Source organism: Paenibacillus sanfengchensis (assembly GCF_036864765.1).
In the GTDB taxonomy this organism is placed as follows: Bacteria; Bacillota; Bacilli; order Paenibacillales; family Paenibacillaceae; genus Fontibacillus; species Fontibacillus sanfengchensis.
Window position 1 is genome coordinate 159,738 of the sequence record NZ_JBAGJC010000003.1, and the last position, 26,056, is coordinate 185,793.

A 26,056-nucleotide genomic window follows, 5' to 3' on the forward strand; every position below is an offset into this window, starting at 1 on the left:
TAAGGAAGAATCGCTGCTTTTCATTTACACGAAGTTGCCGCAACTTGTTCACTCATTACGGCGTGGCCGCCAGTCCCATCCACGAAACGATGCTGGCCATTTCGAGCTCCTCGAATTTGGAAGCGACCGAGGCCGCGTTCATTTCAAACCGGCACTCGTCGATACAGCACTCCAATTCCACATCGCAGCGGATCTCCGCCAGCCGTCTCGACAGATGCAGCATGTCCAAGTCGTTCTCGATTTTGGTACGGACCGATTTGGACAAGGCGGAAAGATTGTCCAGAATCCCCTCCACCGAGCCGTGCTCCTGTACAAGTTTCAACGCGGTTTTCTCGCCGATTCCGCGCACACCGGGATAGTTGTCGCTGGTGTCGCCCATAAGACCTTTCAAGTCTATGATCTGGCGGGGAGCCAGCTGCTTTTCCTCCATCAGGGATTCAGGCGTATAGACCATATAATTCCCGTGGCCTTTTTTCATAATGATAACGCTTGTCCACTCGTTCACCAGCTGCAGCATGTCATGGTCCCCCGTAAGGATGAAGACCTGCATGTCGGGGCTGAACCGGGCGGCCAGTGTACCGATGCAATCGTCCGCCTCATAGCCCGGGCTGCTGACATTGGGGATGCCCAAGCTCTCCATGACGTCCCGTATGATCGAAAACTGCGGAATCAGTTCATCCGGCGCCTCCGAGCGGTTGCCTTTATAAGCCGAAAACTGCTCCGTCCGGAACGTTTTGCTGCCCAAATCCCAGCAGCAGGCGATATGCGTCGGGGAAAATTTTTGCACCGCATCCCAAAAATAACGCATAAACCCATAAACCGCATTCGTAGGCAGCCCCGCCTTCGTGCGCCGGATATATCCCGTAGCCGCCGAAGCATAATAGGCGCGGAACATCAATGCCATCCCGTCAACCAGCAGAATGCTCTCCCGTCCGCTTTGTCCGGTGTTCATAATTTCGCTCGCTTCCTTTCGTTCTATGGGATACCTCCCATGATTATTGCTCTCGCCAAGTCTTCTCGAACATGTCTTCCTTGAAGCCTACGGTCACCTGCTTGCCGTCCGTCACCAACGGGCGCTTGATCAGCATTCCGTTCGAAGCGAGCAAGGCCAATTGCTCATCCCGGGACATGGCGGGCAATTGATCTTTCAGCCCCATTTCACGGTAGGCATCGCCGCTGGTATTGAAAAATTTCTTCAATTCCAGGCCGCTCAGCGAGACCATCTCCACCAGCTCTTCTACGCTTGGGGGCGTCTCTTTGATGTTCCGCGAGTCCAGTGTGTAGCCCTGGCCCTCCAGCCATTTCACCGCTTTGCGGCAGGTGCCGCAGGGCGGATATTGGTAGACTTTCAATTCTTTCATCGTATGATTCCTCCTACTTGCTAACTCACTACCTAACTAACTCTTGCAGCTTTCGCCGCAGGTTCTCCATATCCTCGGGCAAGGGCGCGCGAAAAAGCAGCGTCTCCCCCGTAAGGGGATGGCGGAACCCCAGTTCGGAAGCGTGCAGGGCTTGACGCTGAATAACGCCGTCGAACGGCAATACATCCCCGGGCGTTTGCCCCTCAGGCTCCAGCCCTTTGCCGCCGCTCCCCGTATACATCTTATCCCCGATCAAAGGATGCCCGATCGAAGTCATATGAACGCGGATTTGATGCGTTCTGCCCGTCCCGAGCCGCAAATCTACCATCGCTCCCGCCCGGTAACATGCGGAGACTTTGTAAAAAGTCAGCGCCGGATATCCGGTTGGAGTAACGATACGGCGGTGCGGCTCCGCGGGATCCCGGTCGATCGGGCCGTCGATTACCCCTTCGTCCGGCCGGGGACAGCCGTAAACGAAAGCCGTGTACTTTTTTGTCACTTTTCCCGCGATGAGCTGTTCGGAAATATGCTGGTGGATATAAGCGTTTTTCGCAATCGCCACCAGCCCGCTGGTCTCTTGATCCAGCCGGTGAACGGGACGAAAGCGGACCTGCTCCCCTTTTTCCCGCCAATAGTGCACGACCCCGTTCGCCAGCGTATCCGTATAATGGCCATGGGTCGGATGAACGATCACGCCCGGCGCCTTGTTGACGATCAGAAGCGCATCATCTTCAAATACAATCTCAAACGGTATCGGCTGCGGCAAAATATCGTCCGAGACCTCCTGCTCCAAGGAGATGGCGACCAGATCGCCCGTTTTAACGGGTACGCTGATATACACCCTTTCTCCGTTCAGCATGACGCCCCGTTCCGTCAGCTTGATGCGCGACAGCAGCTTGCGGGAGACTCCGAGCTTTCGCTGCAGGACGGTTTTGAGCAGCCAGCCGTCTTCATTTTCAGTAACGGTATACGTAATCGGTCTATAATAAGCGGTCATGATTTTCTGCCGAACACCTTCGCACTTCGCACATATTCCACATCCGGGGTCTGCTGACGGACATTAGCGGTCCGGGCGGCCGCAAAGAAAAAGTCCGAAAGGCGGTTCAGATATTTGATCGCTTCCCAGTTCACATCCATCTTCTTGCTCAGCGATACCGCTTGCCGTTCGGCCCGGCGGCAGACCGTTCTGCACACATGCAGCGCGGAGGATAGAGCCGTTCCCCCCGGCAGAATAAACCTCTCGAGCGGAGGATTTTCCGCTTGGTAGCGATCGATCCAGGATTCCAGACGCTCCGCCAAATCGGCTCCGACCTTATACGGCCGCTCTTCGAGCTTGGCATAGGCAAGATCGGATCCGCAATCAAACAATTCCTGCTGAATCTGCTCCAGATCTTCCTTCAAATCGGCAAAAAGTGCGTCATCGGCATAGCTCCCCGCCAAACCGACAAAGCTGTTCAACTCGTCGATCGTGCCATAGGCTTCAACCTGGATGTCATCCTTGTCAACCCGCCCGCCAATCACCGAAGTATGCCCCTGGTCACCGGTTCGTGTGTATATCGCCATTTCAATAGCCCCCTTTTTCTTAAGTTCCAATATACCACATATTTAAAAAAGAAGATCCTTGAAGGATCTTCTTTGGTATGCTCTGGATATCACGTTATTCCGGTTCGCGGTCAGCCTGCAGAAAGGGCTATTTGCCGTCCCGGCGGATCCTCATAAACTCATTGATTTTCAAATCCAGCAAACTGCTGATTTCAATCACGATGTCCGAAGTAAACGAATTTTCCTGCTGAAATAGCATCTCCATTTTACTCCGCAATAAATGGATTTCATCCTCCAAGGAAATTGCTTGTGGTGAAGCCTTGCAATCGACTTCGTTTATCCATTGGTTCGATTGATTGCCTTCAGCGATCACAATCCCGGCCATGTCATAAGGCATATCGTATTCACCACAACCCAAACGTATCCCTCCCTGAGAAATTAAATCTCTTCCAAAATGAAATTATACCATGCCAATTGGACAGTAATCAATTAAAAAATGAAAGAAATGTTAATTAACCCCATTTCCCGGGTAGGTTCCCTTCGCTTTAGCCCATTTTTAATTTGTGAATGAACTCTCCCATACGATGCAGCGCTTCGCTAATCTGCGATACGGAAGTCGCATACGAGCAGCGAAGGAAGCCTTCGCCCCCCGCACCGAACACATTCCCCGGCACGGCAGCTACCTTCGCCTCAAGCAGAAGCTTCGTCGCAAATTCATCCGAGCTCAAGCCGGTCGATGAGATGCTCGGGAAGGCATAGAATGCGCCCTGCGGTTCATGGCAGGTCAGACCGATATCCCGCAGCCCCTGCACGATCAATCTTCTGCGCTGATTGTAGGATTCGACCATATGGTCCTTCTCCTGCAAGCCGTTCTTCAGTGCCTCCAACGCTGCCACCTGCCCCATCACGGGCGCGCACATCACGGTGTATTGGTGGATCTTCAGCATGGCGTAAATCAGATCGGGATGCCCGCAAGCATAGCCCATCCGCCAGCCGGTCATCGCGAAGGCTTTGGAGAAGCCGTTCACCAAGATCGTCCGGTCCTTCATGCCCGGAATCGAGGCGAAGCTGACATGCTTCTCTCCATAGGTCAATTCGGAGTAAATTTCATCGGAAATCACGATCAGGTCGTTCTCCTCGACGATCTTGGCAATCGGCAGCCAATCTTCATAGCTCATAATTCCGCCGGTCGGATTGCTCGGATAGTTCAAAATCAGCACTTTCGATTTCGGCGTAATTTTGGCTTTAAGCTGTTCCGGCTTTAATTTGAAATTATCCTCGGCAAAGGTTTCGATTTCCACGGGAACCCCGCCTCCGACCTGCGTGATCGGGGAATAGGAGATATAACAAGGAACCGGGACCAAAATCTCGTCTCCGGGCACGATCAAGGCGCGAAGAGCCAGGTCAATCGCTTCGCTGCCGCCCACGGTGACCAAAATTTCATCTTTCGGACTATATTTCACGGAATAGCTGTTGTACAAATATTCGGCGATCGCTTCGCGCAGTTCCGGTGTTCCCGCGTTGCTCGTATAGCTTGTGAATCCCCTCTCTAGCGAGTAAACGCAAGCTTCTCTGACATGCCAAGGGGTGATGAAATCCGGTTCGCCTACCCCCAGCGTGATAATGTCCTTGTTGCCGCTGGCGAGATCGAAAAACCGCCGAATGCCCGAAGGCTGAATTTCTCTGACCCGGGGCGCCAGGTAAGATGTCATGGATTTGCCGGCCGTTTCTGCCTGTCCTTGTGATTGTACACTCATAGCATTACTTCCTTTACGGAGATATCATCAGGCGGCGGTCTTCTTCCGGGTCTTCGAAAATGATACCGTCCTGCTTATATTTTTTAAGAATAAAATGCGTTTTTGTGGAAAGTACGGATTCCAGTGGAGACAGCTTGTCGGAGACGAAGCTGGCCACCTCTTTCAAATTGCGCCCTTCGACTTCGACCAGCAGGTCATAGGCCCCGGACATGAGATACACGGACTTGACCTGCGGAAAAAGATAGACCCGTTCCGCAATCGCTTCAAAGCCCCGGCCCCGTTCGGGAGTAATCTGTACCTCGATCAGCGCCGTCACTTTCTCATCATCCAATTTGCTGGAATTGATGACGGTAGCGTATTTTACAATGACATGATCCTCTTCCAGTTCCGCGATGGCTGCCGCAACCTCTTCGGAGGTTACACCGAGCAGGGTTGCCAGCAATTTTGGATCCCGGCGGGCGTCCTCTTTCAGAAGATCCAGCACTTTCAGCTTCAATTCGCTCAATTGTTTCATGCCTCATCCTCCAGCGCTGTTCCGATGACCGTCTATTCTAAATTCGTGCCCTCGGAATCTAAATTTAATACTTATATTACATGATATTGGGCATCCTGCAAAGAAAAACGTCCGCGGCATGGAAGATTTCAAGCCCGGTTAAATTTTCCTTAAAGCGGTGAATATGGAGTAAGGCAGAAGTCGAGGAGGAACCACGAATGCAATTACATACGGGCAGTTTCTATTGGCACCGGAATATGGAGCGGATTCCCCGTTACCCGGCCTTAACCGAAAACCTGGCCTGCGATTGCCTGATTATCGGCGGGGGTATCAGCGGCGCGCTGTGCGCTTATCTTCTTGGGAAGCTGGGGATTTCCGCCCTGCTTGCGGAAAGAAATCGCATCGCCTCGGGCAGCACCCTGGCCAACACCGGTATACTGCAATATGCCAACGACAAAACGCTTACTTCTCTCATTCATACATTCGGCGAACAAGCTGCCGTTCATTATTACCGGCTGTGCCAGGAAGCCTTGATCGAGCTGAAAGAAATCGGCCGGGAACTGGCTCCCGAGTATCCTTTGCAGGAGCGCAGCAGTCTGTATCTGGCCAGCCGGGAAGCGGAGGTTGCCTTGCTCCGTCGGGAATACGAAACGTTGACGCGGCACGGCTTCTCCGTGGAATGGTGGGATGAGGCCGAGTTGGCCACACGTTTTCCGTTCCGCAGGCCCGCCGCCATCTACACCCAGGGCGACGCGGAGATTCATCCTGTCGCTTTGACTCACAGCTTGCTGGGAGAAGCCGAAGCGAACGGGGTCCGGATTTTTGAGGACTCCCCCATAACGGGGTGGAGCTTTCAGGAGGACGGGGTCGTCTGCCGCTCCGGACAAGTGTTGATTCATGCGCAGCAGGTTATTTTCGCCACGGGGTATGAAACCCAGTTGTTAAAAAAAGAGCCGGGAGCCTCACTGGCCGCCACCTATGTCGTCGTTACCGAGCCTACGGACCATTTCCGCGATTGGCACGAAGGCGCCCTGATCTGGGAGACGGCCAGACCCTATCTCTATTTAAGGACCACGCCCGACGGAAGGATTATGGCCGGCGGCTTGGATGAGCCGCTTAAGGGCGGGGGGCTGCAAGAAGGCAGGGAATTGCGGCAAAGCGACAAGCTTCTGGAGCATATTCATGCTCTTTTTCCCCGAAAAAAACAGCTTAAAACCGCCTATGCTTGGGGCGCGGTCTTTGGGGAAACCCGGGACGGATTACCTTATATCGGAACGCACCCGGATTATCCGAATTGCTACTTTTTAGAGAATTACGGCGGTAACGGAACGGTTTGCGCCATGTTGGCCGCACGCATGATCACCGATAAGCTGGCCGGGAAACCCCGGCCCGATATGGACTGGTTTTCTTTGTCCAGAAGCACCAGGCCTTCTCCGCTATAGAAGCTCCTTAGAACTGAATCCCCCGGCCGGCATGAACTGGCGGGGGATTCGCTTACGCCGTATCGGCCGGTTGCCTGAGCAATTTGCGAATCGCGATCCAACTGAGGATGGGCGTTGCTCCGAGTCCGATCATTAACCACGTGACGGTACTCATCCGAGGAGCCAGCCCAAAAATAACGATAAACAACAAGGTGCCCGCAAGCCGGCCTGCCATTATGCTCACCTCGCGCAACACGACCAGCTCCACGCGATGCTCCACACTGTCCTGGTTTTTGCCGATCAGATCGAATACCGAGGAGATCACCGGCAGCAAATACAGCGGCATAAAAAGGGAAGTGCCGATCCCGAACAACATCAGCGTCAAATAGTTGACCTTCCAAAGAAGCGGGCCGATCACCGCCGTGATCAGCAATCCGCCGATCAGCATTCCGTAATACCTGTAGCGGATTTTCAGCCATTTTCCGACCGCCCAAAAGCTGACCAGCGAGACCAGTGAAGTCACGAACGAAAATTGCCCGACCTTCCATTCCGCGGAGGTGCTGATATAAACCAGCAGAGTAACCAGGAAGGAAAATACCCCCTCCCGCAGACCATGTGCCGCCGAGGCCGGAACCGCTTGCCGCCAGGGACTGTTCTTTTGAAAATGGCGAAAGGGATCCATCCAGTGGTAGGTGCCGCCCCGTTTTCTCTTTTTTAAGCGAAAGCTGAGCAGGATACCAATTCCGTAAACCACGAGCGACAGGGTGAAAATAACCCGATACCCCGTATCCCCCTTCATGATGGAAATGAGGCCGCCGGATGCCCATGGACCCAAAATTCCGATCACCGAGCCTAAAATGCCTACCCAGCCGTTGAACAGGTCTCTGGTCTCCATGTCGGTGACTTCAAAGTAAACGACATTAAAGGCGAGCCAAAACAGACCCGAACCGATGCCGAACAGAAATCCCAGCGGCCAAATGTAATCAACCGTATGCGGACCGGCCCAAAGAACGAGTAAATAAAACAGCCCGGAAACGACGATGCCGAGCCGGAGCGAAATCATTTTGTCCCGCTCTTTCACCCATTTGCCGGCAATCCAAAACGTCAGTCCGAGCGCTAGCTGCTGGCTGAAAGTGAACCAGCCGATCATTGCGAAATCCTGTCTGGTTTTCCATAAATATACGTTCAGGAAGGTTCCCGATAACGCACCCGCCAGGACGAAAAGCCCGTTGACGGCTAACAGGAGCCGGGATTGCCCGTTAAGCGAACGTTTCATGCATGTGCCCCTCCAGCGATAAGGTGTATCTTGTAAGATGCCCAAAATGGAGGGAACCAACACAAAAAAGGGCTTTTTCGCGCATCCCTGGCGAAAAAGCCCTCAAACGTACTATTGGCCACTAACCGTCCGAATTAAAGCATTCCGGTCGTCTTCCGACAAGAACCGGCTCACATGAAAGCAGGCGGAGCATACGAACACGTTGAGTTTGGCCGTACTGGCCACCAGCGGTTGCTCATGGTCTTCCTGCTTTGCCGGAGCAAAATCTCCCCCCAGCAGCTGAGTCCCCGCGAACATCATATACTCCCGGCAGTGCGGACATTCCGGAATTTCATCCTGCCGATCCAAAATTTTCTCCACGCCGGATTCATAGGCCAAGAGGTCCCCGCCGGCCGCGCTGAACGCCTCCAACCGCCGAATGGCGTTCAGATGGCTCGCATCTTCTTCTTCCCAGAACTCCGCCGCTTCGTCGTCATCCGCTTCTTCCTCTTCCTCATACCCCTCAGTGGAGCCGATGGATATATTAAGCGTGCGGTAGCCCTTCAGCTCATTATGGCAATAAGGACACTCTTCCTCCGGTCCGAGCTCCTCATCCCACACGATTTCGGTCTGACACCAGGGGCAAATCGTCGTTTCCATGGACGGCCCCTCCTTCCTTTTAACAAATTATCAAATGCACCGGAACGCAGGTTACGCATTCCATAAATAGATGACACCGGCAGCCAGAAACAGCATCGCCGCCACGAATAAAACCCTGACCAGGTTCTTCAACATGCCGCTCTCCTCCTATGCTATACAAACTCCGATCACAAAGGATACCGATACCGAGACGGCCATCGCTATAAATCCCACGGCAGTGTTGCCGGCGGCGATTTCCTTGTCGATATGAAAAACCGGGGTCAAGAACTCAAACATAATATAAGCCAGAAACAAGAGAAAAGCTCCGATAAAGGACCATGACATGAAATCGTAAATCGTGGGACGGGCGGTCGCATACTGCAAAATATTGCACAGCCCGAAAATTTTGCCGCCCGTGGCGAGTGATGCCGCCATATTTCCCCGTTTGATTTCATGCCAGCAACGGTACCTGGTGACGAGTTCAAAGCAGGAAAGAAATACGATCAATTCAACTATCGCCACCGAAAAATAGCCGGCCATAAGGCCGATCGGCTGTTCCAGCAACGGATCAATGGTTTCCTTCAAATCGCTTCCCTCCCGTTATTTCAGCTCGGCCACCGTCACACCGGTACCGCCTTCCCCGTAATTTCCAAGTCGGTAGCTCTTGATGTGCTTATGTTTCCGCAGGTAATCCGAAATCCCGGTACGCAGTATGCCCGTGCCTTTGCCGTGAATGATGTAGATCTGGCCGAGATTGGCCAAATAGGCTTCATCGATGAACCGGTCGACTTCAATGAGCGCCTCCTCCAGGTTGGCCCCGCGCAGATCCAGCTCGCTGCGGACCTGGTCATCCCGCGTGCGCTTGACGTTGGCAACCGTACGCTGCGCCTGTTTGGCCGGGGCGGGCGAGCCGATCAGTTCCAGATCATCGATCGACACCTTCATCTTCATAATGCCGAGTTGAACGAGCGCTTCTTTGGCGCCGGCCAGTTCCACGATATGTCCTTTCTGGTTCAGGCTGTGGACCATCACTTCATCGCCGGGTTCGATCTGCCGCTGAGCTTTGCTCGCTTTGCGCCCCGCCGCCTTCTTGCGCTGCTGAGGCTCGGCCTCGTCCAACTGCTTGCGGGCGGCGATCAGCTTATGCTCCTTCACGGAGGCGCCTTCCTCCAGCGCAAGCTTGCGCAGCTCGTCGATGATTTTCTCGGCCTCGCCGCGAGCCTTGGCTATGATCGTCCGGGCTTCTTCCTCGGCCTTCTCCAGCCTGCGGTCCTTCTGCTGCTCCAGCTTCTCCAGCTCCGCGGCATGACGGCTGCGCAGAGACTCAAGTTCCTTCCGCAGCTTTTCCGCCGATTCCCTTTCCTGCTCGGCCACGTTGCGGTTCTCTTCGAGCGAGGCGATCATATGCTCCACCCGCTGGTCTTCTTCCTTGACTTCGCCGCGGGCATATTCCAGAATGCTGCCGGGAAGACCCAGCCGCTCGGCGATCGCAAACGCGTTGCTTCGGCCCGGAACACCGACCAGCAGGCGATAGGTCGGGCTCAGCGTGTTGACATCGAACTCCATGCTGGCGTTGATGACCCCTTTGCGTTCGTAGGCGTAGGCTTTCAACTCGCTGTAGTGCGTTGTCGCCACCATCCGGCAGCCCAAAGCATGGATATGCTCCAGGATGGCGATCGCCAAGGCGGATCCCTCCGCCGGGTCGGTGCCCGCGCCAACTTCATCCAGCAACACCAGGCTCTTCGGCGTCATTTTGTTCAAGATGGAAATGATGTTGGTCATGTGGCTGGAGAACGTACTCAAGTTTTGCTCGATGCTCTGCTCATCCCCGATATCGGCGTAAATGGCGTCAAAGACACAGAGCTGGCTTCCTTCCTCTGCGGGTACGAACAAGCCGGACATCGCCATCAGGCTCAGCAGGCCGATCGTTTTCAGGGTAACCGTCTTCCCTCCCGTATTCGGGCCAGTGACGATGATGGTCGAGTACTGGTTGCCAAGCTCCACGTCGATCGGCACAACCTGCTCCGCCGGAATCAGCGGATGGCGGCCCCGCCGCAGCTTCATAAAGCCGCGGTCGTTCATGCGCGGAAGGACCGCTTTCATTTCGCGGGCCAGGCGGGCTTTCGCGAAGATAAAATCCAGTTGCGAAAGCACATCGGTGTCATAAAACAGCAGTTCGGCCTGCTCGCCGACCAGGGCGGTCAGCTTCTGCAGGATTACCTCGATCTCGCGCTCTTCGCGCAGCCGGGTTTCGCGCAGCTTGTTGTTCATCGCCACGATCGACTCGGGCTCGATGAACAAGGTGGCCCCGGAGCCGGACTGATCGTGCACGATACCGCCGAAATGCGACCGGTATTCCGCCTTGACCGGAATAACGAAGCGGTCGCCGCGGATCGTGATCAGTTGATCCTGCAGCATTTTGGCCACGCTTGAGGAACGGATCATCGCGTCCAGCTTCTCCCGGATCCGTACCTCCCCGCCGCGCAGTTCGCGGCGGATTTGGGCAAGCTCGGCACTGGCCGAGTCCATCACTTCCGCGCTTTCGTCGATACAGCGCTTGATCGCTTCCTCCAGCGGCTTCTGCTCGCTAAGCGAATCGCTGAGCGTAAAGAGCAGCGGAATCGGATGGTCCTCATGCATATTGGCCAAAAAGCGCTTGATTCGGCGTGACCCCTCCAACGTGGTGGCGATGCCGAGCAATTCATGCGGATTCAGCGTCCCGCCGATCCGCGCCCGTTTAACTGCGGGAACGATATCCACGACGCCGCCGAATGAGGGGTAACCCTTCAGCCGGTCGACGGTGAAAGCTTCCTCCGTGGCCTGCAGCAACCGCTTCACATCCTCCAGGCCTGTCACGGGAGACAGTTCCTCTGCCGATTCCCTGCCCATCGGTGTTTGCGTATACTTCACCAACTGTTCTATGATTTTTGGATATTCCATTGTTTTCAAAATTTTCTCGTCCAAGAACGTTCACTACTCCCCTCGGGCTATGATCCCATTATAGCGAATGAGGCTATTTTTCGCCATTTCCGCAGCGGCGTACATAAAAAAGCCCCGTTCGGAACATGATAATTGAGGATTATCACACGTTATTTTGAAGAAGGAGGCCAAGTGCCATGAATTTTTTGGGACATGTCGTCCGCTTTATCGTCTCGGCTCTCGTTCTGCTGGTCGTCGGCTGGATCGTTCCGCAGTTCAGCATCGGCGGTTTCGGCAGTGCCCTGCTTCTTGCGCTCGTTATAGCTTTGATTGGATGGGCGATTGAGGGCATCTTCGGTAAAAAGGTAACTCCGTTCGGACGGGGCATCGTCGGTTTTATCACAAGCGCCCTGGTGATCTGGCTTGCCCAGTTTATCGTCTCAGGCGTATCCGTGTCCATGATCGGTGCTTTGCTGGCCGCGTTGGCCATCGGGATCATCGACCTGTTCATTCCGGTATCCACACCGTTTGACGCCGGAAAATAATCGGTGAACCGGAACCTGAAAACCTGAACCGTCCGCGATCAACCCCAAACAGGAGCGAAACAAATCCGTCCGCGTCCCGGACGGATTTGTCCTGTTTCCACCCATTGAATTCACGATTCCTTCAAAATCTTGTTCGATTTCCTTCCCTCGTCTGCGCTATAATGTTCTTGATATTGTCAAAAAAAACGCATACAGAGAGGGATTAACGTGAAAAAATCAGTTGCCGTTTTAATTTCTTCTGTTCTAATTCTCCTGTTGGCCGCTTGCGGCGGAGGCAATGGCTCCGGAAACAGCAGCGCGGAAAGCAATGTGAAGCCGGAGGCCGAGCTGGTGATCGAGGCCACCAACTACAAATTCGATCAAGCGGAGTATCGCCTGAAGAAAGACGTCCCCGTCAAAATCACGTTCAAAAATGTGGAGGGCAATCACGGCATTCTCGTCCCGGGCCTCAAGCTTCACCTGGATGGAAAGAAAAATTCCGCCGTCATCATCCCGAAGGAGACGGGAGAGTATGAAGTCGCCTGCTCCATTATGTGCGGAAGCGGACACGGTTCGATGATCTCCAAAATTATCGTGGAATAGTAGAATAGAGCCCCCGGCTTTCCAGCCGGGGGCTCTGCCATTTCATTTTCCTAATTGTGGTCCTGTTCAATCAGTTCGATCCATTCGTTGTACTCGTTCTGCAGCTTGGCGTAGTCGTCTTTCAAACGGCGATACTCCTCTTCCTGCTGCTGAACCTTCTCGCGTTCCACCTCACGCTCGGCCTGAAGCAGCCGAAACTCGTGAGAGATAATTTCGTAGCTGTCCGTAATCTGCTGCAATTGCGCGGCGATCTCTTCCTTCTGCTTCTCGAGCTCACTATATTCCGCGGATAGGGTCAACGACCGCTCGCTGCCGGCCGCGCATTCCTGCTGCCATTCCGCCAGCTGCCGCTGCAATTCGGCCTCGGTTTCCCGCCAGGACACCAGTTCCTGCTGCGCCGCCGCAAGGTGTTCTCTCCATTCGCTTTCGCGCCGCTCGGCCGCCTTTCGGGATTCCTCCAATTCCTCGGCCAATGTCATATATTCCTGCGTTTCCCGCTCGCTTTCCTCAAGCCGCAAACGCAGTCGCCCGCTCTCTTCCTCCAGATGCCGCTTGTCCTCGTCAGCCAGCTCTGCCGCCTTCTTCGCGGACTGGCGCTCGTTTTCGGCTTGCGAAAGCTTGGCCTTCAAGGTATGGAGCTCCTCTTTCAGCAGAGCGGATTTCTCTTGTTCCGACAATCTCTGCTGTTTCGCAGCCTCCAGTTCTCCAGTGACGGTCTGGAATTGTTCCTCCAGCGATTTCGCACGCTCTTCCGCTTCCAGCAGAGTAATCTCCAGCCGGTTCAGCTCCTCGTTTCGCTTCTCGGCCAGCTTGTGCCAGGAACTCTCGTTCTGCACCGCTGCCGTCAGCTCCGAGCGCAGTTTGTTCTCGCGTTCCTGGGCCTCCTGGAGCAAACGGGTATGCTTCTTGGCTTCGGCATCGGCCGCCTGAATCGACTGGTGCGCCAGCTTGAGCTGCTGCTCCAGCTTCATGCCGTGCTCTTTCGCCCGCTGCTCCGCCGTCTTGGCCGCTTCCTCCCGCTGCACGGACGCCTTAAGCTGCTGCTGCAACTGCTCGCGCTCTTCCTTCGCTTTGCGGACATCCTGCTCCACCGAGCGAAGCTTCGCCTGCAGCTGTCCATTGCTGCCGCGCTGCTCGGCGATCTGCCGTTCCAGCTCTTGAATCCGGGCCGTAGCTTTGAGGAGCTCTTCCTCGCGCTCCTTCAGTCCGGCCTCGGCCTGGCCCGCCTTTTCAGCAAGCTGCTTCTTGTCGCTTTTCAATTGATGCTGCTGCTCCTGCAGCTCCTTGTAATCATGCTCCTGCTTCATCTGGATCGCCTGCATCACCGAAATCTCCTGGGCGAGGCTTGCGTTGTCCCGCAATGTCCGGTCCAATTCATCCTGAAGCTGCTCCGCTCTCACCGCTTCCTCCGCCATGCGGACAGCAGCGAGCACCGCCAGCCGCGGCGTATCGAGATGGGTATACATCTTGGCGATGGAGCGCATTTGCTCGTCGACGCGTCGGGCTACCTGCTTGGTATAGTCCGCATTATTACCCACGATTTTATAAGAAGTGCCGTATATTTCCACATTTACACTAATACGGTCAGGGTTATTCACAGCCAAGTGCCTCCTTCGGTCGGGGTTTCATCTCAGATGTCTGTATTTGAACAAAAGTCACATCGAATATTTGCTTAAGGACTGATTCGATGTGACTTTGTTTAATTCCTGCTATTTTCGCAATTCGGCCCCAAAAGTTTGCTCCAACGCAGCCACAACCTTACCGTGGGCCTCGGCGATCTCTTCATCGGTCAGCGTCCGCTCCATATTCCGGTAAGTCAGGGACAGCGCCACGCTCTTCTTGCCTTCGCCAAGCTTGCTGCCGGTAAAGATATCGAAAACCTCGATCGCCTCCAGCAGATCGCCTCCGGTTGCACGAATGGCGGAGATCAGCGAGGCCGCCTCCACTCCGGCATCCACCACGACAGCGATATCCCGCTGCATCGCCGGGAAGCGCGGCAGGTCGCGGTAGGAAACCGTTTCGCCCGCCTGCTCGTACAGCGGCTCCAGGAGAAGCTCAGCCGCATAAGTGTCATCCAGATCCATCTCCAGCTGTACTTCCGGATGAAGCTGTCCGAGGGTGCCGATCTTCCGGTTGCCCGCCGGGCCGTCCAGGTAAATGGAAGCCGACCGTCCGGGATGGAAGCCCTGCGGCTGATCCGCCGCATAAGAAACTTGCCCGTGGAGACCCAGGTATTCAAACAGGCTTTCCAGCGCGCCTTTTAAATCATAGAAGTCGACCTTCTCGGCCGGCGTATTCCAGCGTTTTACGCCGCGGCTTCCGGTCAGCAGCAGACCGAGCACGGATACTTCGCGGGGCTGGGCGGTCATAGAGGGATCGGTGCCTTGGAATACGGTTCCGATCTCGAACAGGGCGAGATCCTCCTGCTTGCGGTTCCGGTTATACTGCGCCATATCGATCAATCCCGGCAGCAGGCTGCTCCGCAGCACACTGCGGTCCTCGCTCATAGGCATGGCCAGCTTGACTTCGAATCCGCCTTCGCCAAGCTCGGGGAATTTGCGGGAGGCGCCTTCCCGGATGAAAGAGTACCCCATGGTTTCCTGCCATCCGCCATGCACCAGCATACTGCGGACCGCACGGCGCAGCGCTTGCGGTTTCGTGTATCCGCCTGCCGTCGTCGGCCCTTCAATGACCGTTGTCGGAATATTATCGTAGCCGTACAAACGGGCCACTTCTTCGATCAAATCGACGTCGCGGGTAATATCGCCGCGGCGGGTCGGTACGCTGACTTCCAGCACTTGCTCCGACGTTTCGGCGAAAGCAAAATTCAAGCGGCTCAATAGGGCCTTCGTTTCCAACGTAGAAATTTCCGTTCCCAAATATTCGTTCAATTTATCCAGGGAAAGGGAGATGACCCGGTCCCGCTCCTCGGAAACGACGGATTGCACCACGCCTTGCAGCACTTGGCCGCCGGCCAAGCGGGCCATAAAGGCGGCAGCACGGTCAAGAGCCGGAAGCACCCGGGCCGGATCCACTTCCTTCTCAAAGCGCTGCGAGGCTTCGGAGCGCAGCCCCAATTGACGCGAGGTTTTCCGTACAATGGACCCGTCGAATTTCGCGGATTCCAGGATAATATTCCGCGTATTCTCCGTCACTTCGGAATCGAGTCCGCCCATGACGCCAGCCAGCCCGACCGGCCGGTCCTCCCCGTCCACGATCAGCAGGGCTCCCGGCTCCAGCCGGCGTTCCTGCCCGTCCAGAGTCACCAAGGTTTCTCCCGCCTTCGCGGTGCGCACCCCGATCGCGCCTCCGGCAATCTTGTCGGCATCGAAGGCATGCAGCGGCTGGCCGTATTCCAACATCACATAATTGGTGATGTCGACGATATTGTTGATCGGGCGAATGCCCGCGGCCATCAGCCGGTTTTGCAGCCACAGCGGAGAAGTCCCGATCGTCACGTTGGAGATATAACGCACCGCATATCGGCTGCACAGCTCCGGGGATGCGTTCCTCACGGAAACTTTGCCGCTGGCCGGCTCGGCGGTTTCCGCCAGCTCTTGTTCCGGTTCCGGGAGACGGATGTCCCGGCCCAGGATCGCGGCGACTTCATAAGCGGCGCCAAGCATGCTGAGACAATCCGAACGGTTCGGCGTCAAATCGAAGTCGAGGACCTGGTCGTCCAACTGCAGCAGTTTCGTAATCGGCGTACCGACTTCACTGTCTTCCGGCAGCACCAGAATCCCTTCCTGCTGCTCCTTCGGCAACAACTTTTCGTTGAGGCCGAGCTCCTTGGCCGAACAGATCATTCCCTGCGAAGGGACGCCCCACAGCTTCGCCTTTTTGATTTCCAGGCCGCCGGGAAGCTTCGCTCCCACCAGGGCGACGGGCACCTTTTGACCGGCCGCCACATTTTTCGCGCCGCAAACAATTTGCAGCTCCTCGCCGGTCCCGGCATCCACAAGACAAACATTCAGTTTGTCAGCATCGGGATGCTTCTCCTTGCTCTTGACGAAGCCGACCACCACCTGGGAGACTCCGTTATTGCGGTTTTCGACCGAGTCGATCTCGATGCCGGAACGGGTGATTTTCTCAGCCAGTTCCAGCACATCGACCTGATCCAAAGATACATATTGTGACAACCATTCGGCGGATACTTTCATATTCTTTCTCCTTCCTTCTCCGTGAGGCTAGATTCTGGCGAACTGCTGCAGGAAGCGCAGATCATTATTGTAGAAATGACGGATGTCGTCAACGCCGTATTTCAGCATCGCAATCCGCTCGACGCCCATGCCGAACGCAAAGCCGCTGTAGATTTCCGGATCGTAACCGCCCATCTCCAGCACGCGCGGATGCACCATCCCACTGCCCAGAATCTCCAGCCAGCCGGAATTTTTGCAAACCCTGCAGCCGCTTCCCGCGCATTTCACGCAAGTGACGTCCACCTCTACGCTAGGCTCGGTAAAAGGAAAGAAGCTCGGGCGAAGGCGGATTTCCGTATTTGCGCCGAACATTTTACGGGTGAATTCCAGAAGTGTCCCCTTCAAATCGCTCATCCGGATTCTTTTGCCTATGACCAGGCCTTCGATTTGATGAAACTGGAAGGAGTGCGTGGCATCGTCGTCGTCGCGGCGGAAAACGCGCCCCGGACAGATGACCTTGATCGGCACTTCTCCTTCCATCGCTTCCATGGTGCGGGCCTGCACCGGGGAGGTCTGCGTACGCATCAGCAGTTCCTCCGTCAGGTAAAAGGAATCCTGCATGTCCCGGGCCGGATGATTTTTCGGCAGATTCAACGCCTCAAAGTTGTAATAATCGGTTTCGACCTCAGGCCCCTCCGCGATCCGGTACCCCATCCCGATAAAAATATCTTCGATCTCCTGAATCACCTGGTTCAGCGGATGCACCGCCCCCTGTTTCATCGGCCGGCCGGGTAAAGTCACATCGACCTTTTCGGCGGCGAGCCGGCGCTCGGTTTCCTGGCGCTGGAATTCCTGCTGCTTCGTGTCGATCAGCGACTCGATCGCTCCGCGCACCTCATTGGCAACCTGTCCGATCACCGGGCGTTCCTCCGCACTAAGCGCGCCCATGCCGCGCAAAATTTCCGTCAAGGCCCCTTTTTTACCCAAATATTTGACGCGCAGGTCATTCAACTGCCCCGCATCGGCCGTCCGGCCGAGCTCCTCCAGCGCCTCAAGCTTGAGTGCTTCCAAACGTTCTTTCATCGGCAAATCCTCCTTAAGCTGTATAAATGATGGATTCATCACGGAAAAACAAAAAAGCCTTTTCTCCCGAAAAGGGACGAAAAGACCGTGGTACCACCCTTGTTAGAGCCTCGTCCGCACCGACATTTCCCGCTGTTTAAACGAGCGGAACTTAGCCTGGGAATATAGACTCTCACTTTCATCGACGTAACGGGTCGCGGCCGGTTTCCCCTAATGCACGCATACGAAGCCGAATTCACGCTTCCGCGGGTTCAAGGAACTGCTCCGGAGCGAACTTCGGCAGCCTGTTTCCGTAGAGACGTTCTCAATCCACGACGTCTCCTCCCTGTAAGGAGGCTTCTGCCTACTCTTCTCCATCATCGCATTTGTTTTTTGACTTAACTGCTATTATATGCAAAGTTAGCGCTTATGGCAAGCCGATGGCCCCGCTTTGGATTCCGGCCCGGCCTATGGTATCGTAGACAGGAAGCGCGTACTTCGAGAAGGTTATAACATTATGGATCTAAGGAGCAAACTTTATGAACGGTAATTTACGCAAAAACATTACACCGGGGATCACCGTGGACATTGTCCTAAAAAAAGACCAGTCAACAGGCCGGCTCACACGGGGCGTCGTGAAGGATATTTTGACCAATTCCCCCAATCACCCCCACGGGATCAAGGTCCGGCTTCAAGATGGCCAGGTCGGACGGGTTAAGCAGATCATATCCGGCGGCGACGGCGCATAAATGATGAATGGACGGCCCCCTGGGCCGTCCTTCCGTCTTTTTAGATTAGTCCAGTTCCGTATCCCCGGTCACTCTCGGATTCCCGTTCCGGTCCAACCGGGCTTCTTCCCGTTTCAAGGTATCCCGGACCTGCTCCGTGTCTTGCACCTCGCGCTTATGAACCTCTACCTCGCCCGTGACCACCGGCCGTTTTGTGACCTCTACGCGCTCCTCCGAAACCGGGATGCGGATCGTCTCGCCGGTCCCTATCGGTCCTTCACCCATCGCTTCGCCCGCCGTTTCGGGGACCACCTTTTTCTCGATCACGACCTCTTCCCGGCTTACAGGCACGTCGATCGTTTGCTGCTCCTCCACTACTTCCTTGCGCAAATTCACTTCTCCCGCACGCTCACGGTGCTTGGAAATGTCGAACTGCTCCTCGCGCAGCGGCATGCGCCGCTCGACCCTGCCGTCCTCCGCCAGCGGCTCCGGAGTCCGTTCCAACGTGGCCATCTCCTGGTAGAAGGTGCCCGCAGGTTCTCGTGTTTCCGTCGGTTTGACGTCCCGGTAATTATGGGCATTCAAGGAATGATGGTTACGGAAAATGCCGTAAACCCATGTCTCCTGGACCTCATCCGCATCGACCAACACCAGAATTCTGCCGTGCTTAACAAAGGCATCATATTCCTCGGCTTCTTCCTCCGGAATGCCGAGCCCGACCAGACCGCCGACCAATCCGCCGGTACCGGCGCCGACAGCGGCCCCGGTCAACGTCGCGGCGATCGGGCCCGCCGCCACGATCGGGCCGATGCCCGGAATGGCCAACGCTCCGAGGCCCGCCAGAAGTCCGGCAACACCGCCAAGTAAGCCGCCCGTCGCCGCGCCGGCCGCGATTCCTTCCGGCGCTTTGGTTCCCGTTTCTTCGTGAATGTCATGAATGTCCCCTTTATTTTTTCCGATGACTGAAATATCCTCCGGTTTGTACCCCAATCCCTGCAAGTCCAGAATCGCCTTGGACGCATCCCGCTCGGATGCAAAAACACCAACAATTTTGTTTTTTGCCATGTCGATTACCTCCTGATGTAGATTGAGTTCAGAACATAATTAACCATTGGCCCGGCGTTCAAACTTCCAGTCTTTTCAACAAACATTTTACACGCGTGTAAGGCCCCACCAGTTTTATGCCGGCGGGGCCTTATCTTTTCTTTCCTCATATAAAGTTTTCGCCAAAGACGGACCTGCTCCAAAACAGATCAAATTGCCCCGCAATCTGCCCCATACGCTTAAAGACGTCGAAAAAAAGGCAAACAAAAAACCCTTGTAAATCAAGGGTTTAATTGCAAAGCGGGTGATGGGAATCGAACCCACGCTACCAGCTTGGAAGGCTGGAGTTCTACCATTGAACTACACCCGCATATAAATATGACTTTAATGGTCGGGACGACACGATTCGAACATGCGACCCCCTGGTCCCAAACCAGGTGCTCTACCAAGCTGAGCTACGTCCCGAAAGCTTCGTCACAGGTCAACCCGTTCGTGAAGACAAAATATATATTAACACTTTGTAAAATCGGATGCAAGTGTTTTTTTTGCAATAAGCCAAAAACAGTTCCTTAGCCGACCAACCGGCTAAGGAACTGGCTTTCCAGCACGGGAGCGGGCACCGGCCGACTGAACAAATACCCCTGTCCTTCATGGCAGTTTTGTTCCCGCAAAAATTTCAGCTGCGCTTCATTCTCGACCCCTTCCGCCGTCACCCTTAGCTTGAGGTGGTGGGCCATCGTAGTAATGGTGGAAACGATCGCGGCATCATTGCCGTCGAGCATCACTTCCTTTACAAAGGAGCGGTCGATCTTAAGCCGGTCGATCGGCAAACTTTTTAAATAATTGAGCGAGCTGTACCCCGTACCGAAATCGTCGATACTGATATGTACCCCCAGACGTTTCAAGCTCTGCAATTGGCTTAATGCCGTCTCGATATCGAAGGTCATGCTCTCCGTCACTTCCAGTTCCAAATAGTCGGGGTCCAGGCCGACTTCCCGCAAAATCGCATCCACCTTGTCGGCCAGATTATACTGCCGGAATTGACGCATCGACAGGTTGACCGATACGCATACCGGCTCGTAGCCTTGGGTTTGCCAATTTTTCGTATCCCGGCAAGCGGTTCTGAGCACCCACTCCCCCAGCGGGACGATCAGGCCCGATTCTTCGGCCAGCGGAATAAACTCGCCAGGCGAAATCAGACCGCGTTTCGGATGATTCCAGCGGACCAGCGCCTCCATTCCGACCATTCTCCCTGTCTGCAAGCTGAATTGAGGCTGATATTCCAGAAAAAACTCACTCCGAAGCAGGGCTTTTCGCATATCATTCTCCAGTTCAACCTTCGCTTGGGTCCGTTTCTTCATCGTCTCCGTATACCGAATAAAGACGAGATCATGCTCCTTGGCATGGTGCACGGCCATATCGGCATATTGAATCAGCTGATCGACGGACTGGCAGTCTTCCGGAAACAGCGATATTCCCATGCTGAGCGAGATATGAAATTCCGTGTCATCGATCCGGACCGAGGGATTTACCGATTCCAGCATCTGCTCCGCTCTCTTTTCAAACCCGGACGATCCGGTCGGCACTGAAAAAAGAACCGCAAACTCATCCTCTCCCATGCGGAATACTTCTTCGCCGGGAAGGCACAACCCCTTTAACCGAACTCCCAGTTCCGTGAGGAGTTGATCTCCGGCACTATAGCCCAAGGAATCGTTAATGGCCTTGAAACGGTTGATGTTGATGACGGCCACTCCGGCCCGGACGGGTTCCTGTTTTTTATCCGAATCGAGCAACACAGCAAGCATCTCTTTCAACTGTCTAAGATTCGGCAGTCCCGTCAGATCATCATGGTAGGCCATATGCTGCATCCGCGCTTCCACGGCCTGCTGTCCGCGAAAAGGCTCGTCAATCGTCAGATGGTAGACCCCTTTTAGCACGAAATAATAAGAGATTACCAGATACCCGCTTCCGATGGCAGGCATGAAACCAATCCCGGCCGGGTTGCCGAACACCAGCGGAGGGAAGCTCATCATCATAAACATCAACGCCCGAATGACCATCATCGCCGCCGGCGGCCGTTCCTTGCGGTAACGGTACAAGATCGCGGTGATCGCGGCCGCGTAAAGGCCCAGTATGGCAATACACAAAGCGATTTTTCCGGGGATTCGGTGATGCGATTCCATCCATGATGCGGGCAGGTACTTTTGATATGTATAGAGCAAAACAACTCCGGCCGCGCTAACCAACGCGGTTCCCATAAATACGAACAGTTTATGTTTGCCCGAAATTTGCCGGTCGGGTAGCGAGAAAATAACCAGCATTCCGATCGAGCACACCGCATTGGCGATTATCAAAAAAGCTGCGGTCAAGCCCTGGCCCGTTTCCAGGCCGAACAACCGGATTTGGCCGATCCCAGCGGTATACAGCATATCGAGAGCACCCAATAGAAAGAAAAGCACCGCCGAATACAGCCGCTGCCTCGATAATTTGTCGGTAAATAGGATCCAGCCTTGAGTGAAGATCGCAAAGGAAATCGCACCGCAAATCAGACCCGACAGCAATTGCACCGTTTTCAACGCCTCCATGGAGGACGGATTCGCCCGTATTCCGGCGAACGTTGTCAATGCCGCCAGCATGACCCCCAGACCGATCACTCCTTGGATAACGGTTACCTTCTCCTCTGTTCTGATTCCCATGATATGTTCAACCCCCGGAGGTAAGTATCTTTGAAGCTATAATCACTAGTACAATTCAACAAAAAACGACCTTTTCCTGCCTGCGCCAAACACGAAATAACATAAAAGGTTTCCAAAGAAAAACCCGGCATATACGCCGGGTTCGGGTGGGAAAACATCTGTATTATTTCTTCTCGAAACTGACTTCCGGGGTCGTCAATTTATCATAAAATTCAACGGCCTTGTCTTTATCCGACGAAGCCCGAAGCGCCATCGCCGAGCGCGGATGCTCATCCAGCGTCCCGGTAATCATGTAGGGAACCAGATATCCCCACTCCTCCTTCTCGCGGAGCGGAATCAACAGTTCCTCCAGCACCTCAAGAACCGGACGAAGCTTGTAGTCGGTGTTCTTCAAGTGCGTTACGAGCAGTTCCGTCGGGCAGTTTCCCGCGGCGCGGCCCATCCCGTACACCGAAGCATCGAGAAGCTCGACGCCGAGGTCCGCGGCGACAAGCGTGTTGCTGAAGGCCAACTGCAAGTTGTTATGGGTGTGGACGCCCAGCCGTTTGTTCGGCAAATGCGTCTTGAACTTGTTGACAAGGTGTTCCATATCCTTGTAGTCAAGGCTGCCGTAAGAATCGACGATGTAGACGACGTCGACGACGCTCTCTTTGATCAATTCAAAAGCTTCAAGCAATTCATGCTCCATTACATTGGACAGCGCCATAATGTTCAAGGTGGTCTCATATCCCCGATCATGGAACAATTGCACCAGCTTAAGCGCCTTATCCACGTCCTTCACGTAACAGGCGACCCGGATGAGATCGAGCAGGCTTTCGCTGCGCGGCAAAATGTCATTTTCATCCACGCGTCCGATATCCACCAGGGCCGATAGCTTCGTTTTCCCTTTTTGCGGAATTACTTTCTTCAGGAATTCATCGTCCAAAAACCGCCACGGGCCCGCTTGATCGGCCCCTTTTAAAAGTTTCGGCGAATTTTTATACCCGATTTCCATATAATCCACGCCCGCCTCGTTGAGACCGGCATACAATTTTTGAACAAATTCCACACTAAAATCCCAGTTGTTGACTAATCCTCCATCGCGTATCGTGCAATCGACAATTTTACAATGATTTGTCTTCATCTTTACCGATCCCTTTCCCTTGTGTGTATTAATATCCATCTTACTTGAAGGCAAAACCAAAAGTAAAGAACAGTCTTGTTTTCCGAGTGATATTTATCACAGTTGGCGTTTTTTGTGACATGGTATATTAATTCCAGTATAATTGAGATTGATTATCAGTATCGATATTATAATAAGAAAGGTGTGAGGCCCGATGGCTTTTTGCCGCAACTGTTTAATGAATTTAAAGCCGGGCGATTCCGGCACCATCTGCCAATTCGGCAATATCGATCCCGTCCTCAAACGCCGGCTGGCCGATTTGGGCATTTCGGAGGGATCCGCTATTCAGGTGAAACAATACTGTCTCTGGGGAGGGCCAGTTGTGTTGGAATGCGGCGGTCAACTCTTAGGGATCCGCAAGAAAGAAGCGGTCCATATCGAGGTGGCTGTCTCATGAGCGATGCCGTTCTGGTCGGAAATCCGAATACCGGTAAAACCTCTTTGTTCAACACGCTTACCAGTTCTTATGAATATGTCGGCAATTGGTCCGGCGTAACGGTCGAAAAAAAAGTCGGCCGGCTAAAAGACAAGAGCGGTGTACTAACCGATTTGCCCGGCATTTATTCGCTCCACCCTTTATCCCGGGATGAAGGCGTAGCTGCCGAATTTTTGCTGACCGGCTCACCCTCCCTGCTGATCAACATCGTTGACGCCTCGCAACTGGAACGGAATTTGTATTTGACGATGCAACTGCTTGAATACGGCAAGCCTGTTATCATCGGGTTAAACATGGTCGATGTGGCCAAATCTCGCGGATTGGTCATTGATACGGAAATTTTGGCCTCGCGGCTTCATTCGAAGCTCGTCCCGCTGATCGCCCGCACCGGAGCCGGGAGCAAAGAACTGCTGCTGGCGATGTCCCGGGCCGAAGCAACGGAGGAGGCCGAATTCCGGATCGATTACGGAGAGGTTGTCGAAAGGGCGATTGCACTTATTTCCCAGGAAGTAAACGACCTTTTCCCAGCTTTGTCGCCGCGTTGGCTAGCGCTCCAAATGCTGGAGAACAATCCGGTGGTGATGGAATCTTCCTCCCTCGACGCCGCGCTGCGTTCCCGGGTTTCAGGGATCAAGGAACAGGCGGAACAACAGCTGTTCTCCGGGAAAGGGCGGGATTTCGCCTCCCTGCAGGAGTATATCCGAAAAGTACGGACAGAGCTAATTCAGCAAATTTGTCGGGAAGCGGTCGACCTCAGCCAATCCACACCCCACACGCTGACGGAAAAGTTGGATAAAATCGCGGCTCACCCGGTTTGGGGGATTCCGCTTTTCCTGGTGTTTATGTTTCTGACCTTCCAGCTTACGTTTGATTGGCTCGGAAATCCGCTATCGGATATGCTGGAGGGCTTTATCACCGGCCCGTTCAGCAGTCTGGCGGTTCAAGCCCTTGAGGCCGTAGGTGCCTCGGAGTTCACCCGCGCGCTCATCATCGATGGGATTATCGGCGGTGTCGGCGGCGTGCTGGTCTTCGTGCCCCAAATTTTTATTATGTTCCTGATTATTTCTTTTATTGAGGATTCCGGATACATGGCCCGCATCACTGTCATGATGGATAAATTGATGGAGATCGTCGGGTTGAACGGCAAAGCGCTAATTCCGTTTATCATCGGCTTCGGCTGCAATGTCCCGGCCGTCATGGCATCGCGAAGCCTGGAACAGCCCAAAGAACGGCTGCTGACCATGCTGCTGACGCCGCTGATGTCCTGTTCCGCCCGCTTGCCTGTTTACGCGCTGTTCGCCGGCGTCTTTTTTGCAGAATCCCAGGCATTGGTGGTCCTGTCGCTTTATGTGCTGGGCATCGTCTTGGCGCTGGTCCTGGCCAAGTTGTTTTCCCGGTTTATTTTTAAAGGGGAGAAGTCCTTCTTTATGGTTGAGCTTCCCCCCTACCGGTTGCCCCAGGCCGTCACTCTCTTCCGCAGCACCTGGGAAAAAGGCAAAGGCTTTCTGCGCAAAGCGGGTACCTTTATTCTTGGCGGTTCCGTGCTGATTTGGCTGATGACCTATCTGGGACCCGGAGGCATTGCGGAAAATATGGATGACAGTTACCTGGCTGCCGTTGGCGGCCTGTTCGCCGGAGTTCTGGAGCCGGTAGGTTTCGGCACTTGGCAGTCGGGGGCCGCGTTGATCACCGGCTTTATGGCCAAAGAGGTCGTCGTATCCACGATGAATATCATTTATCACGTACCCGATCTGACCGGGCTGCAAGGACAAATCGCGGCGGCGTTCAGCCCGCTGCAGGCCTACAGCTTTATGGCGTTCGTTCTGTTGTACACGCCTTGCCTCGCCACGGTGGGAGTCCTTCGCAAAGAAACGGCTTCTTGGAAGTGGACGCTGTTTTCGATCGTCTACTCCCTCACCCTGGCTTATCTCGTGGCCTTGATCATTTATCAAGGCGGATTATGGATCGGTCTATGACTAAAAGTACGCTTGACCATGCTTACTCAACCTATAGCCTTGAAGGGAGCTTCTTCATATGGCAGATATTCTGATCGCCGGCACCGTGTTTGTTTTCGCCGCTGTCGCTCTGTTCCGCGGGTTCCGCAAAAGCCGGAAAGGCGCTTGCGCCTCCTGTTCGCAAAACAAATCCTGCGCCATGGCTTGCACTAAATCTTCTTCCTCCCCGAATTCCAAAAATTAAAAGTGCTGGCTGCAAAGGTTCTTCCTTTACAGCCAGCACTTTTTGCATTTACCGATCGCTGGTAAAGCCGGTTCGG

The 26,056-nt window shown here is 54.4% G+C and carries 24 protein-coding genes, 2 tRNA genes and 1 other annotated feature; of the genes, 7 read left to right on the plus strand and 19 right to left on the minus strand.

The genetic code is table 11. The features are described 5' to 3' along the window. Window positions 1–55: 55 nt before the first annotated feature. From V4U84_RS06975 to V4U84_RS07005, 7 genes are all read right to left on the minus strand, one after another. Window positions 56–952 carry a 5'-3' exonuclease gene (locus V4U84_RS06975; protein ID WP_334073828.1) on the minus strand — a complete coding sequence of 299 codons (897 nt, stop codon included), beginning with the start codon at window positions 950–952 and terminating at the stop codon, window positions 56–58. A gap of 43 nt (window positions 953–995) precedes the next feature. After that, entirely contained in the window at window positions 996–1,361 is a 366-nt protein-coding gene (locus V4U84_RS06980) for an arsenate reductase family protein (RefSeq protein ID WP_334073827.1), read from the minus strand. Between the two features lie 28 nt (window positions 1,362–1,389). Next, on the minus strand, window positions 1,390–2,358 hold the full coding sequence (locus V4U84_RS06985) for an RluA family pseudouridine synthase (RefSeq protein ID WP_334073826.1): 969 nt from the start codon (window positions 2,356–2,358) through the stop codon (window positions 1,390–1,392). Further along, a complete protein-coding gene (locus V4U84_RS06990; RefSeq protein WP_334073825.1) occupies window positions 2,355–2,924 on the minus strand; it encodes a cob(I)yrinic acid a,c-diamide adenosyltransferase in 570 nt (189 codons plus the stop codon). The genes V4U84_RS06985 and V4U84_RS06990 overlap by 4 nt, the downstream gene beginning before the upstream one ends. Before the next feature lie 127 nt (window positions 2,925–3,051). After that, window positions 3,052–3,300 carry an aspartyl-phosphate phosphatase Spo0E family protein gene (locus tag V4U84_RS06995; RefSeq protein WP_416367224.1) on the minus strand — a complete coding sequence of 83 codons (249 nt, stop codon included), beginning with the start codon at window positions 3,298–3,300 and terminating at the stop codon, window positions 3,052–3,054. 148 nt (window positions 3,301–3,448) lie between these two features. Beyond that, the gene (locus V4U84_RS07000; RefSeq protein ID WP_334073823.1) at window positions 3,449–4,660 is read right to left on the minus strand and encodes an aminotransferase class I/II-fold pyridoxal phosphate-dependent enzyme; all 1,212 of its coding nucleotides are present in this window, start codon (window positions 4,658–4,660) and stop codon (window positions 3,449–3,451) included. A 13-nt stretch (window positions 4,661–4,673) separates the two neighbouring features. Then, window positions 4,674–5,174, minus strand: coding sequence for an Lrp/AsnC family transcriptional regulator (locus V4U84_RS07005; protein WP_334073822.1), 501 nt, complete (start codon window positions 5,172–5,174; stop codon window positions 4,674–4,676). Between the two features lie 197 nt (window positions 5,175–5,371). On the opposite strand from V4U84_RS07005, the gene V4U84_RS07010 reads away from it, so the two are divergent. Further along, window positions 5,372–6,595, plus strand: a complete 1,224-nt coding sequence (locus V4U84_RS07010) for an NAD(P)/FAD-dependent oxidoreductase (RefSeq protein WP_334073821.1) — start codon at window positions 5,372–5,374, stop codon at window positions 6,593–6,595. A gap of 52 nt (window positions 6,596–6,647) precedes the next feature. Here the strand turns inward: V4U84_RS07010 and V4U84_RS07015 are convergent, their stop codons facing one another. The 4 genes from V4U84_RS07015 to V4U84_RS07030 form a co-directional block, all read right to left on the minus strand. Continuing rightward, window positions 6,648–7,850: an MFS transporter gene (locus V4U84_RS07015; protein ID WP_334073820.1), complete on the minus strand. Its 1,203-nt coding sequence runs from the start codon at window positions 7,848–7,850 to the stop codon at window positions 6,648–6,650. Window positions 7,851–7,961: 111 nt separating this feature from the next. Then, window positions 7,962–8,489, minus strand: coding sequence for a hypothetical protein (locus tag V4U84_RS07020; protein ID WP_334073819.1), 528 nt, complete (start codon window positions 8,487–8,489; stop codon window positions 7,962–7,964). A gap of 147 nt (window positions 8,490–8,636) precedes the next feature. Next, window positions 8,637–9,053, minus strand: coding sequence for a DUF350 domain-containing protein (locus V4U84_RS07025; protein ID WP_334073818.1), 417 nt, complete (start codon window positions 9,051–9,053; stop codon window positions 8,637–8,639). A 15-nt stretch (window positions 9,054–9,068) separates the two neighbouring features. Then, entirely contained in the window at window positions 9,069–11,432 is a 2,364-nt protein-coding gene (locus V4U84_RS07030) for an endonuclease MutS2 (protein WP_334073817.1), read from the minus strand. Between the two features lie 152 nt (window positions 11,433–11,584). Here V4U84_RS07030 and V4U84_RS07035 point away from each other — a divergent pair, with 152 nt between their 5' ends. Then, window positions 11,585–11,932, plus strand: coding sequence for a phage holin family protein (locus V4U84_RS07035; protein ID WP_334073816.1), 348 nt, complete (start codon window positions 11,585–11,587; stop codon window positions 11,930–11,932). Window positions 11,933–12,139: 207 nt separating this feature from the next. Next, window positions 12,140–12,514: a cupredoxin domain-containing protein gene (locus tag V4U84_RS07040; protein WP_334073815.1), complete on the plus strand. Its 375-nt coding sequence runs from the start codon at window positions 12,140–12,142 to the stop codon at window positions 12,512–12,514. 50 nt (window positions 12,515–12,564) lie between these two features. On the opposite strand, the gene V4U84_RS07045 is transcribed toward V4U84_RS07040, so the two are convergent. From V4U84_RS07045 to pheS, 3 genes are all read right to left on the minus strand, one after another. Then, window positions 12,565–14,112: a cell division protein ZapA gene (locus tag V4U84_RS07045; RefSeq protein WP_334073814.1), complete on the minus strand. Its 1,548-nt coding sequence runs from the start codon at window positions 14,110–14,112 to the stop codon at window positions 12,565–12,567. Between the two features lie 111 nt (window positions 14,113–14,223). Further along, entirely contained in the window at window positions 14,224–16,674 is a 2,451-nt protein-coding gene (gene pheT / locus V4U84_RS07050) for a phenylalanine--tRNA ligase subunit beta (RefSeq protein ID WP_334076969.1), read from the minus strand. A gap of 27 nt (window positions 16,675–16,701) precedes the next feature. Further along, on the minus strand, window positions 16,702–17,736 hold the full coding sequence (gene pheS / locus V4U84_RS07055; protein ID WP_334073812.1) for a phenylalanine--tRNA ligase subunit alpha: 1,035 nt from the start codon (window positions 17,734–17,736) through the stop codon (window positions 16,702–16,704). Between the two features lie 69 nt (window positions 17,737–17,805). Then, window positions 17,806–18,105, minus strand: a binding site (T-box leader). Between the two features lie 149 nt (window positions 18,106–18,254). Here pheS and V4U84_RS07060 point away from each other — a divergent pair. Next, window positions 18,255–18,464 (plus strand): YwbE family protein, encoded by a 210-nt coding sequence (locus tag V4U84_RS07060; RefSeq protein WP_334073811.1) that lies wholly within the window; start codon window positions 18,255–18,257, stop codon window positions 18,462–18,464. Window positions 18,465–18,509: 45 nt separating this feature from the next. On the opposite strand, the gene V4U84_RS07065 is transcribed toward V4U84_RS07060, so the two are convergent. The 5 genes from V4U84_RS07065 to V4U84_RS07085 form a co-directional block, all read right to left on the minus strand. After that, on the minus strand, window positions 18,510–19,508 hold the full coding sequence (locus V4U84_RS07065; RefSeq protein ID WP_334073810.1) for a YsnF/AvaK domain-containing protein: 999 nt from the start codon (window positions 19,506–19,508) through the stop codon (window positions 18,510–18,512). Between the two features lie 278 nt (window positions 19,509–19,786). Beyond that, a tRNA-Gly gene (locus V4U84_RS07070) sits at window positions 19,787–19,857 on the minus strand. A gap of 18 nt (window positions 19,858–19,875) precedes the next feature. Beyond that, window positions 19,876–19,952: transfer RNA gene (locus tag V4U84_RS07075), tRNA-Pro, on the minus strand. A 104-nt stretch (window positions 19,953–20,056) separates the two neighbouring features. Continuing rightward, window positions 20,057–22,183 carry a putative bifunctional diguanylate cyclase/phosphodiesterase gene (locus V4U84_RS07080; protein WP_334073809.1) on the minus strand — a complete coding sequence of 709 codons (2,127 nt, stop codon included), beginning with the start codon at window positions 22,181–22,183 and terminating at the stop codon, window positions 20,057–20,059. 163 nt (window positions 22,184–22,346) lie between these two features. Continuing rightward, window positions 22,347–23,306: an aldolase catalytic domain-containing protein gene (locus V4U84_RS07085; protein ID WP_334073808.1), complete on the minus strand. Its 960-nt coding sequence runs from the start codon at window positions 23,304–23,306 to the stop codon at window positions 22,347–22,349. A 193-nt stretch (window positions 23,307–23,499) separates the two neighbouring features. Here V4U84_RS07085 and V4U84_RS07090 point away from each other — a divergent pair, with 193 nt between their 5' ends. Genes V4U84_RS07090 through V4U84_RS07100 form a run of 3 tightly spaced genes read left to right on the plus strand, consistent with a single transcriptional unit; the run spans window position 23,500 to window position 25,980 of the window. Further along, complete coding sequence (locus V4U84_RS07090) at window positions 23,500–23,742, plus strand: FeoA family protein (RefSeq protein ID WP_334076970.1); 243 nt, start codon at window positions 23,500–23,502, stop codon at window positions 23,740–23,742. Beyond that, on the plus strand, window positions 23,739–25,757 hold the full coding sequence (gene feoB / locus V4U84_RS07095) for a ferrous iron transport protein B (protein WP_334073806.1): 2,019 nt from the start codon (window positions 23,739–23,741) through the stop codon (window positions 25,755–25,757). Before V4U84_RS07090 ends, feoB begins: the two co-directional genes overlap by 4 nt. Window positions 25,758–25,815: 58 nt before the next feature. Beyond that, the gene (locus V4U84_RS07100) at window positions 25,816–25,980 is read left to right on the plus strand and encodes a FeoB-associated Cys-rich membrane protein (RefSeq protein ID WP_334076971.1); all 165 of its coding nucleotides are present in this window, start codon (window positions 25,816–25,818) and stop codon (window positions 25,978–25,980) included. Window positions 25,981–26,056 lie beyond the last annotated feature (76 nt).